11 protein-coding genes are annotated in these 8,550 nt (G+C 63.5%); 4 read left to right on the top strand and 7 right to left on the bottom strand.

The genetic code is table 11. The features are described from left to right. The first annotated feature begins 235 nt into the window (after window positions 1–235). Complete coding sequence (locus tag A3764_RS19640) at window positions 236–784, top strand: hypothetical protein (protein ID WP_067925295.1); 549 nt, start codon at window positions 236–238, stop codon at window positions 782–784. A 12-nt stretch (window positions 785–796) separates the two neighbouring features. Here the strand turns inward: A3764_RS19640 and A3764_RS19635 are convergent, their stop codons facing one another. Genes A3764_RS19635 through A3764_RS19610 form a run of 6 tightly spaced genes read right to left on the bottom strand, consistent with a single transcriptional unit; the run spans window position 797 to window position 5,483 of the window. After that, the gene (locus A3764_RS19635; protein ID WP_067925291.1) at window positions 797–1,333 is read right to left on the bottom strand and encodes a tetratricopeptide repeat protein; all 537 of its coding nucleotides are present in this window, start codon (window positions 1,331–1,333) and stop codon (window positions 797–799) included. 57 nt (window positions 1,334–1,390) lie between these two features. Continuing rightward, on the bottom strand, window positions 1,391–2,185 hold the full coding sequence (locus A3764_RS19630) for an ABC transporter permease (protein ID WP_067925289.1): 795 nt from the start codon (window positions 2,183–2,185) through the stop codon (window positions 1,391–1,393). Beyond that, window positions 2,182–2,898 (bottom strand): ABC transporter ATP-binding protein, encoded by a 717-nt coding sequence (locus A3764_RS19625; protein WP_067925287.1) that lies wholly within the window; start codon window positions 2,896–2,898, stop codon window positions 2,182–2,184. Before A3764_RS19625 ends, A3764_RS19630 begins: the two co-directional genes overlap by 4 nt. Then, a complete protein-coding gene (locus A3764_RS19620; RefSeq protein ID WP_067925284.1) occupies window positions 2,895–3,359 on the bottom strand; it encodes a hypothetical protein in 465 nt (154 codons plus the stop codon). Before A3764_RS19620 ends, A3764_RS19625 begins: the two co-directional genes overlap by 4 nt. A 28-nt stretch (window positions 3,360–3,387) precedes the next feature. Then, window positions 3,388–4,356, bottom strand: a complete 969-nt coding sequence (locus A3764_RS19615; RefSeq protein WP_067925281.1) for a YVTN family beta-propeller repeat protein — start codon at window positions 4,354–4,356, stop codon at window positions 3,388–3,390. Then, the gene (locus tag A3764_RS19610; RefSeq protein ID WP_067925328.1) at window positions 4,353–5,483 is read right to left on the bottom strand and encodes an ABC transporter substrate-binding protein; all 1,131 of its coding nucleotides are present in this window, start codon (window positions 5,481–5,483) and stop codon (window positions 4,353–4,355) included. Before A3764_RS19610 ends, A3764_RS19615 begins: the two co-directional genes overlap by 4 nt. Before the next feature lie 189 nt (window positions 5,484–5,672). Between A3764_RS19610 and pedF the strand changes: the two genes are divergently transcribed. The 3 genes from pedF (at window position 5,673) to A3764_RS19595 (ending at window position 7,879) form a co-directional block, all read left to right on the top strand. Then, window positions 5,673–6,374, top strand: a complete 702-nt coding sequence (gene pedF / locus A3764_RS19605) for a cytochrome c-550 PedF (protein ID WP_067925278.1) — start codon at window positions 5,673–5,675, stop codon at window positions 6,372–6,374. A 1-nt stretch (window position 6,375) separates the two neighbouring features. After that, on the top strand, window positions 6,376–7,275 hold the full coding sequence (locus A3764_RS19600; protein ID WP_067951996.1) for a substrate-binding periplasmic protein: 900 nt from the start codon (window positions 6,376–6,378) through the stop codon (window positions 7,273–7,275). A gap of 76 nt (window positions 7,276–7,351) precedes the next feature. Continuing rightward, the gene (locus A3764_RS19595; protein ID WP_067924723.1) at window positions 7,352–7,879 is read left to right on the top strand and encodes a CoxG family protein; all 528 of its coding nucleotides are present in this window, start codon (window positions 7,352–7,354) and stop codon (window positions 7,877–7,879) included. A 21-nt stretch (window positions 7,880–7,900) separates the two neighbouring features. Here A3764_RS19595 and A3764_RS19590 read toward each other — a convergent pair. Further along, window positions 7,901–8,550: FAD:protein FMN transferase (locus tag A3764_RS19590; RefSeq protein ID WP_067951994.1), on the bottom strand; the 650-nt coding region annotated here is incomplete at its 5' end.

The following is an 8,550-nucleotide window of genomic DNA, read 5'->3' as shown; positions in this document are numbered from 1 at the left end:
GGCCAGCAGCGCAGCCGTGACCGCAATGATAAATCTGTTCATGTCGTTTCCTCCCGTTGTGTTCTTCCCGGTGCCACGCGGTATTCGACGTGTCCGATCCGACCCGCCCGCAGTATTCGATGAAAGCCTGCACAGGGATATTGAACCTTGGTCGTACCGCCCCGCGCGCAGGCCGCGACCTTTGTCGCAGAGCGCGTTTTGCCTTACCTGCCTATGCTTGCAGGGGGAGGACGCCATGAAACGACATATCACCTTGCACGGTCTCGCGCTTTGCTGCGTCGGCGCGTTTGCTGGCGTTTCACCTGTGGCGGCTGAACAGACGCGCGGCGTTTTCCTGCAGGAAGCAGACGGGACGCGCCTACGGATCGGCACGCTGAACGTAGCCCAAGACGGGAATTACACGCTTCGAATGGCCGAAGAACCCTTCACGGATCATTTCCTGTCGATGCGTCCGTTCCGCTGCCTCGAAGGGGCGGAAAAGACATGGTGTCACGTCCCCTATCCTTACGCGATCCGCCGCAACATCGCCGAGGCCACGACCGATCTCGAATATGACCTGCTGTTCTTGTGGAAGGACCGGACGGATTACGGGATCGATATGTGGAACGGCCTCTACTACCGGATCGAACCGGAGGGCGAAGGCTTTCGCGGCACATTGCATGAGATGGATATGGACCTGCTCTCAGCACCGCCCCCGGAGGGGGAAATGCGGCCCCTGCGGGATCAGGACATCATCGAAACGGACCCTGACAGCCACTGGCTTCCGGCGTTGATCATCGAATAAGGCCCGGGCGCTTCAGAACAGCGGCGCGTATTTCCAGTTGTCCGCGTCGGGCGTGACCTCATCCGGGTCATAGCCCGCGTCCTGAAGGCGCTTCGCAATCTCCAGACCATCCGCCGCTGCAGCATCGACGTAACGCCGGCCCAGGGCTTCGTCCTGCGAGACCCCATGACCGCGCAACAGGTCCAGCCCGTAGTTGAACCGCCCGACCGGGTCCCCGGCCTCCGCCGCGCGGCGGTCCCATTCGGCGGCGGCATCGGGGTTGTATTCACCGCCCAAGCCATTGTTGTCCAACTGGCTCATCCACGTCATCGTACCGGTATAGCCGTCCCGCGCGCAGGCCTCGAAAATCGTGCGGGCCGCGGCGTGATCGCCGGATTTCGTCAGCATGTAGCCGCTCGCGCAGAGCGTCATGCTCGTCTCCCCCCGCTTTGCCTTGTCGATCTGGCTTTGCCACGTCAATTCGTCGGGGTTGAGCGTGCCGTATTGCCCCGGCTCTTCGGCAGCGAGCGGGGCGGCGGCAAGGCAGAAAATCACAGCGATATGTTTCATGCCTTGCATCCTAGCATGAAAACACCCCCTCGGCTGCACTCCTATGGTCGCATATACTCAGACACCGCGCCGCGCGCCGCCGCTGCGGGCCGGATCATAGCCCCAAAGCGCCAGGGCGGTGAAAACGCCCGTGGCCAGCAGCGTCCAGCCCAGAGCGGCGATATTCCATTCCAGATAAAGCGCGAAGCGGACCAGTTCGACGGCATGGGTGAAGGGATTGAGAAGGGAAATAGTGTAAAGCAGTTCCGAGCTTTCGGCCATTTTCCACAAGGGATAGAGCGCGGAGGACAGGAAAAACATCGGGAAGATGACGAAGTTCATCACACCTGCGAAGTTTTCCAACTGGCGAACGAAGCTCGACAGCAAGAGCCCCAGCGCCCCCAGCATCAGCCCCGCGACGATCAGCGCAGGCAGCACCGTGACGTAACCGAGCGGCGGGGCCTGCACCCCGAAAAACGCGGCGATGATCAGAAAGGCATAGACCTGCAGGATCGAAATGACCGTGGAGCCTGCCAGCTTCGAAAAGAGCAGCCACCAACGCGGCAGCGGACTGGTGAGCAAAAGCTTCATCGAACCCATTTCCCGGTCGTAGACTAGGGAAAGCGAGGATTGCATCCCGTTGAACAGCAGGATCATCCCGCAGAGCCCCGGCACGATGTAGGTTTCATAGGTGATATAGGTCTCATACGGGGGGATGATGCTGATCCCAAGCGCGGCGCGGAAACCGGCTGCGAATACCAGCAGCCAGACCAGCGGACGGACCAGAGCGGCAATGAACCGTTCGCGCTGATGCACGAACCGCAAGGCCTCTCGCAGCACAATGGCACGGAGCGAAGTGAGATAGGGCTTCATGCTTCGGCACGCGTCAGGTGAAGGAAACGGTCCGACAGGCCCGCTTCGCCCGCAATCTCGCGGGCCTGCCCGTCGGCGATGACCCGCCCCCGGTGCAGGATCACGAGCCGGTCGTCGGGGCGCACCTCGTCCGTCAGGTGGGTGGCCCAAAGCACGGTAATCCCCTCCTCCGCCAGATCATGCACATGATCGGTGATCGCACGGCGGGCCGCGGCGTCGAGACCCACGGTCGGCTCATCCAGCAGCAGGACCGAAGGCGCATGCAGCAATGCGCGGGCGATTTCCGTCCGGCGCCGGTGGCCGCCGTTCAGGGCGCGCGCCTTTTCATCCGCCCGCGCCGTCATATCGAGCCGGTCGAGCGCGGCATCGGTCGCCCGGTCGGCATCCTGCCCCGACAGGCCATGCAGCGCCGCGAAATACCGCAGGTTCTGTCGCACCGTCAGGTCGAGGTCCAGCGTGGTCTGCTGAAAGACGATCCCAAGCCGGGCCAGCGCCTTGCGCGGTTCGCGCGAAAGGTCGAACCCCGCGATCTCGATATGCCCTTCACCCGCCACCAGAAGCCGCGTCATCAACGCGAACAGCGTCGATTTGCCTGCACCGTTGGGCCCCAGAAGCGCACAGAACCGTCCCGGCGCCACGGCAAAGCCCACGTCGTCCAGCGCCTTGCGCGGACCATAGGCATGCGACAAGCCCGAAACGGTCAGCCCGCTCATTTGATGGTGATCTCTACCCGCTGGGTGTCGCCCGTCGTTCCCGGGACGTGAAGGGAATACTGGCCCGGCCGGATCGCGACGAAGCCGATTTCCATCGTTCCCGCCTCATCGAATTCCACGCTGTCGAGGCCGAGCGGCCGGATCTCCAGCCCTTCGATCACGATCTCGTCGATCCAGATCGCCCGGAGAAAGGGCGCACCCACCAGCGCCAGTTCCTGAGACCCGTCAGAGGTAATCTCCACCTCATAATACCCACCAGAACGAAGCTCCCACGGCGCGTCCGACAGCGGCTCACCGGCCGACAGGGTCAGTGGCGGAAGATCGGTCTTGTTGCTGCCCGACAGCAGGCCCGCGATCCCGAAATCGGGGCGGGCTGTGTCCTCATCGGCCAGCACAGGTGTCGGCAGCGGCAGGGCCAGAAACACAGCGGCGCATATGCCGCGGGGCAAGTTCACTTTCATCGGATACCTCTTTTCGCTGCGATGACTATCACGGGGTCGGGCGGAAAGCAGCACCCCAGGGGAACCGGCCCACCTTGATCGATTTTCTGGCCTCGCGTTTCGCCACGTCGATCACGGTGACATCGCCGGAGACGCCGTTGGTTGTGAACAAAAGGCTGCGGTCGGCATTGAACGCCATATGCCAGACCCGCCGCCCCACGAGGATATAATCCTCCACCTCGTAGGTTTGGGCGTTGACCACGGCCACGTGGTTCGACGGCCCAAGCGCCACAAAGGCCAGCCTGTCACCTTCGGTGAATTCGAAACCGACAGGCTGCACGCGGTCGGGATGTACGCCCTTCACGTCGAAGGTGATCTTGTGCAGTTCCTGTTGCGTCGTCACGTCGAAGACGGTGATCGTGCCGCCGATTTCACTGCTCACCCACAATTCCGTCCCGTCCTTCGCAAATTCCGCGTGGCGCGGGCGGCTGTCCACCAGCGTGTTGGCAAAGAGCGTATGGCTTTCGGTGTCGATCCAATGGGCCATGTTGGTCGTTTCGGACGTGGTGATCGCGATCTTCCCATCGGGGGAAACGGCCATTCCTTCAGGTTCAACGCCCACGTCGATCTGGGCCACGACCTTGCGCGTCTGCGTGTCCACCACCGTGGTGATCGCGTCGTCCTCATTGGCGATGTAAAGGTGCCGGTCATCGGGGTGGAGCACGAATTGCTCCGGGTCTTCGCCCGACGGCAGGTCATGCAGTATCTCGCCCGTTTCCGGGTCCATGACCTGCACCGCGTCGCTGTCCGACGCGCAGATGTAGACACGGGAATAATCCTTCGAAAAGATGATCCCGCGCGGTCGCTCACCCGTCGGATAACTGCGCACGACCTCCAGCGTATCGGTATCGATCACGCTGACGGTATCGTCCTTTTCATTGGTCACCCATATTTCATCCGCAAGGGCAGGCCCCGTCAGAGAGGCTCCGCAAAGGAGCGCGGCGGTCAGCTTGTTCATTCGAAGGCCTCGCATTTGCTTTCGGGCTCATCCAGCCCGAGGGTATCCAGTTCGTTGACGCGGTGCAGGAACCCTTCCAGCGGCGCCTGCGCCACCATCGCGCGCGGGTGGACCACGGCGATGGGTTGGCGCAACTGTCCGTTCCAGCTTCGGTAGGTCATCGGACGACCCTTGAAGCCCGCCAGTTCGAAAGTCTCCGACAGGATATAGCCCCGCAGGCTGGCGGGATCGCTGCTGTCCAGACGGGTCACAGCCTCCCCCAGGGTGCGCACCGCCGCCCAGGCGGCATAGTCGCGCGGCATCATTGCCCGGCCCGCTGCCTTGGTGAACCGGCTCTGCAACTGCGCAGCACCCCATTGTTCCATCACGGGGCTCCACGCCACGGCGCTCAGCCCTTCCGATCCGACCACGGGCCGGGCCTGCCATGTGTTGTAAAGAATGTAGCGCCCGAAATCGCCCAGTTCATCGGCCACGATCAGCGCGTCGTAATCGCCGAAATCCTGTGTAAAGAGCGGCACTTCCTGTGCCGCGTTGCGCCGCATGTCGGCGTCGAAGGCCCAGGTCTTTTCGTCTGAGAGCTTCAGACCGAACTTGGTGAGCGAGCGGCGCAAAGCCTCGACATAGGCGAGATCCTCGGGATGGGTTCCCGCGATCAATACAAGGTCCGTCCAGCGTTTCTGCATGAGCACCTGCGCCAGCGCATCCGTGCGCATCGCATCCGAAGGCAGGCTGTGCAGCAGGTTGGCGCGGCAATTTTCACTGCGCAGCGCAGTCTCGCCCGAAGAGGCGTTGAAAAGCAGCGCGCCCTGCGCCTCCTTCAGATCCGCGATGGCGAGTTGGGTCCGTCCGGGCGCGTCCAGCAGCACAAAGGGCGTTTGCGCCAGCATGGCCTTTGCCGCGGCAATCGCGTCGCCCCCCTCGGGCACGCGATCCTCTATCAGGGTATAGGTCTGGCCCAGAAACCGCCCCGTTGTCGCGTTGTCTTCCAACCCGGTGCGGGCCCCGGCGAGGCCCAGATCCTCCGGTACAGGGTCAAGGTTGGACAGGACCGGCGGACGTGGCGTATCGACCTTGAGATAGCCGATCTTCATCACGGTTTCGGCCTGCGCACCAGCCGCCAGCAGCATCCCGAGAACCGTGGCCAGCCAGCTGTTAAAGAACCGATTACGCAAGATATTCCCCCCTTTTCGAAAGCTATACACCCCGCCCCATGCTGTCGAATAGGACTTTCGTCCATCCCGACGACCAAGGTCTTATATCTGGCCGCCGAGGCGCATGCTAAATCCGGTCCCGTCACGGGTTGAGGGAGGAACGACATGACCGGAACGACAGGCAGATTGACCATCGGGGCCGCGCTTTTGGGCGCCAGCGTCACCGTCGCCATGGCCGCCGGGCTTCCCTTGGGCATATCGCCGGTGGATACCGGGAACCTGCCGCACACCGGCGACGAATGGCTGACGGAAAACCCCTACCGCGCCGACAAGGTGGGCGAGGAAACCTGGAAGGAAGCGATCGAGATCGGCGCCTCCGGCTACAACCAGAATTGCGCGCGCTGCCACGGGTTGGAGGCGATCTCCGGCGGGTTGGCGCCCGATCTGCGGTTCCTCGAAGCGGAAGAATATGGCGACGAATGGTATGTGGAGCGCTTCCGCGAAGGCTATACCCAGAATGGCGTGACCAAGATGCCCGCCTTCGGCGAAACACTGGGGCAGGACGCAGCATGGGCGATCCGCACCTACATCGAAACACGCCCCGATCAGGAGGCCATGGATGCCGTTTCGGATGAGCTGAAGGCGATCCGCGACCAGCTTGCCGGCTATGCCGGCGACGATACCGGTGCGGACCCCGATGCCATCATCGCGCGGTTGCACGAGTTGGGCGACGGCATCGAAACGCTTTCGGGCGCGCCGGTGGCGGATTCAATCGCCCTTCGCGCCGCCGAGCGGATCGACGGCACCAAGGCAAGCTACGACCGCGCGGCAGAGATCCTCACGATCGGATTGTCGGCCGCCGAATAACATGCGTCTCGCTTTCATCACCCTTTCCCTGCTTGCGGGCCTCTCCCTTGCCGGACAGGCCCGTGCCGCGGACCCCTGCGCGGGATATATCCCGCAGCCAAAACCCCAGAACACGGGCCGGGACGAGGTGGGCCAGGATCTCGATACGATCGTGGAGCAGGGCCACATGCGCTTTGCCGTCTACGAAGACTATCCGCCCTACAGCTGGGAAGAGGCCGGCAAACCAAGGGGCGTGGATGTAGAGATCGCGGCGCTCATCGCCGAAAGCCTCGGGGTGGAGGCGCGGTTCGCGTTCGTGGCGGCGGACGAAAACCTCGAAGCCGACCTGCGCAACAACATCTGGAAGGGTCCGGTGATCGGCGGGCGGGTGTCCAATGCGATGATGCGGGTGCCTTACGATTCAGCCTTTGCCTGCCGGGTGGAACAGGTGGTCTTTACCGGGCAGTATGCCGCTGAGTCCATCGCCATCGCCTACCGCGAAGACGCCTATCCGGATGAAAAACCGGTGCCCGCCTATTTCCGCTTCGACAGTGTGGCGGTTGAAAACGACTCGATTTCGGATTTCTACCTTTCGTCCTTTGCGGGCGGTCAGCTTTCAGGCCAGGTGATGCACTATCCCGATATGGCCCGCGCGATGGCCGCGCTCGACGCAGGCGAGACGAAGGCCGCCATGGGTCCGCTCGGCCAGCTTGAACACGGGGTGACCGAAAGGCTCGGCATTCATCAACCCCCGCTGGCCGGTTTCGCCGTCAGCCGCTGGACGTTGGGGGTGGCGGTCAATTTCCGCTACCGCGCCCTCGCCTATGCGGTGGATGATGCCATCTTTGCGGCGCTCGACGACGGGCGGATCGAAGCGATCTTCGCCTCCTACGGGCTCAGCTTTCAGCCGCCCGTCCGCTAGGCGCTGGCCCTTGGTCGCATATGGCCGAGCGCCCTTTTTTGCTAGTCTCCAACCAGATTAAACGGAAGGCTTTTCCATGAACCTGAGTGACACGAAGCTGATCGCGGCAGACCGCGAAACCGTCTGGGCCGCCCTGCTGGACCCCGAAGTCCTGAAAGCCTGCGTGCCCGGCTGTCAGGAGATGACAGGCTCCGCCGAAGAGGGGTTCGAGGCGACCGTGGTCCAGAAAGTCGGCCCCGTCAAAGCGACCTTCAAGGGTGCGGTTCAACTCACCGATATGGTGGCGCCCCAATCCCTGACCATCACCGGCGAGGGCAAGGGAGGTGCTGCGGGCTTCGCCAAGGGCGGCGCGGACGTGCGGCTCGAAGAGAAGGATGGCCAGACCCTGCTGCACTACGACGTCGAAGCGAAGGTGGGCGGCAAACTGGCACAACTGGGCAGCCGGATCATCGACGGCTTTGCCAAGAAGATGGCCGACCAGTTCTTCAACAACTTCCGCGATGCCGTGGGCGCGCCACCGGCCGAAGAAACCGTGACCGATGCGCAGGAACCCCCGGCGGAGCCTACCAAACGTGGATGGTTCGGACGCAAGGCCAAGGCCTGAAGCGCAGCGCGGAACCCGCTCTCAGAGGGTCGTCAGATCCCCCGCCGTGTCGATCAGTGTGATACGCCGGATTCCGTGGCGTCCGGCAGCCCCGCGTATCACTCCAATGGGCGACAGGCAGAAGGCGGTGGAAAAGCCGTCCGCCGTGGTGGCGTCTTCGGCTTCGACGGAAACGGTGGACCATTGTGCAGCATGGCCCGGATGCAGGATATGCCCGCCCCTGTCGGACAGCATCGCGGCGGGGCTGGAGGTCGCGATTGCGCCGTTGCGCAAGCTCCGCGTCCCCATCAGCCCGAAGGTCGGGTCGGCAAGCCCGATGCGCCACGGGCCGCCCCTCCCCCGGAACTCTCCCATATTGACCAGCGTATCGCCCAGCCCTCGTGCGTCCAGCAGGCGGGCGATGCAGTCGGTCGCGAACCCCTGCGCGATCCCGTTGAAGGTCAGCGCCTGCCCCGGGCCGAGGGTCACGGCGCCCGGATCGAAATGCACCCTGTCCCAACCCACTGCGGCCCGTACCGCATCCGGGTCGCGGCCCGTGGCGATGGCCTGCCAAAGCGGCTGAACTGTCGGATCGAAGAGCCCGCCGGTCGCCCGGTGCACCCCATCGCTCGCTTCCATCAGGTCCAGAAACAACGGCGAAGGCCGGTCGAGCCGCCCCGTCCGGTTCAGCC

The sequence above is a fragment of the Sulfitobacter sp. HI0129 genome (genome assembly GCF_001635395.1).
Classification (GTDB): domain Bacteria; phylum Pseudomonadota; class Alphaproteobacteria; order Rhodobacterales; family Rhodobacteraceae; genus Sulfitobacter.
The sequence above is the reverse complement of the archived record's forward strand: the minus strand, read 5'-3'. Positions and strand labels throughout refer to the sequence as shown.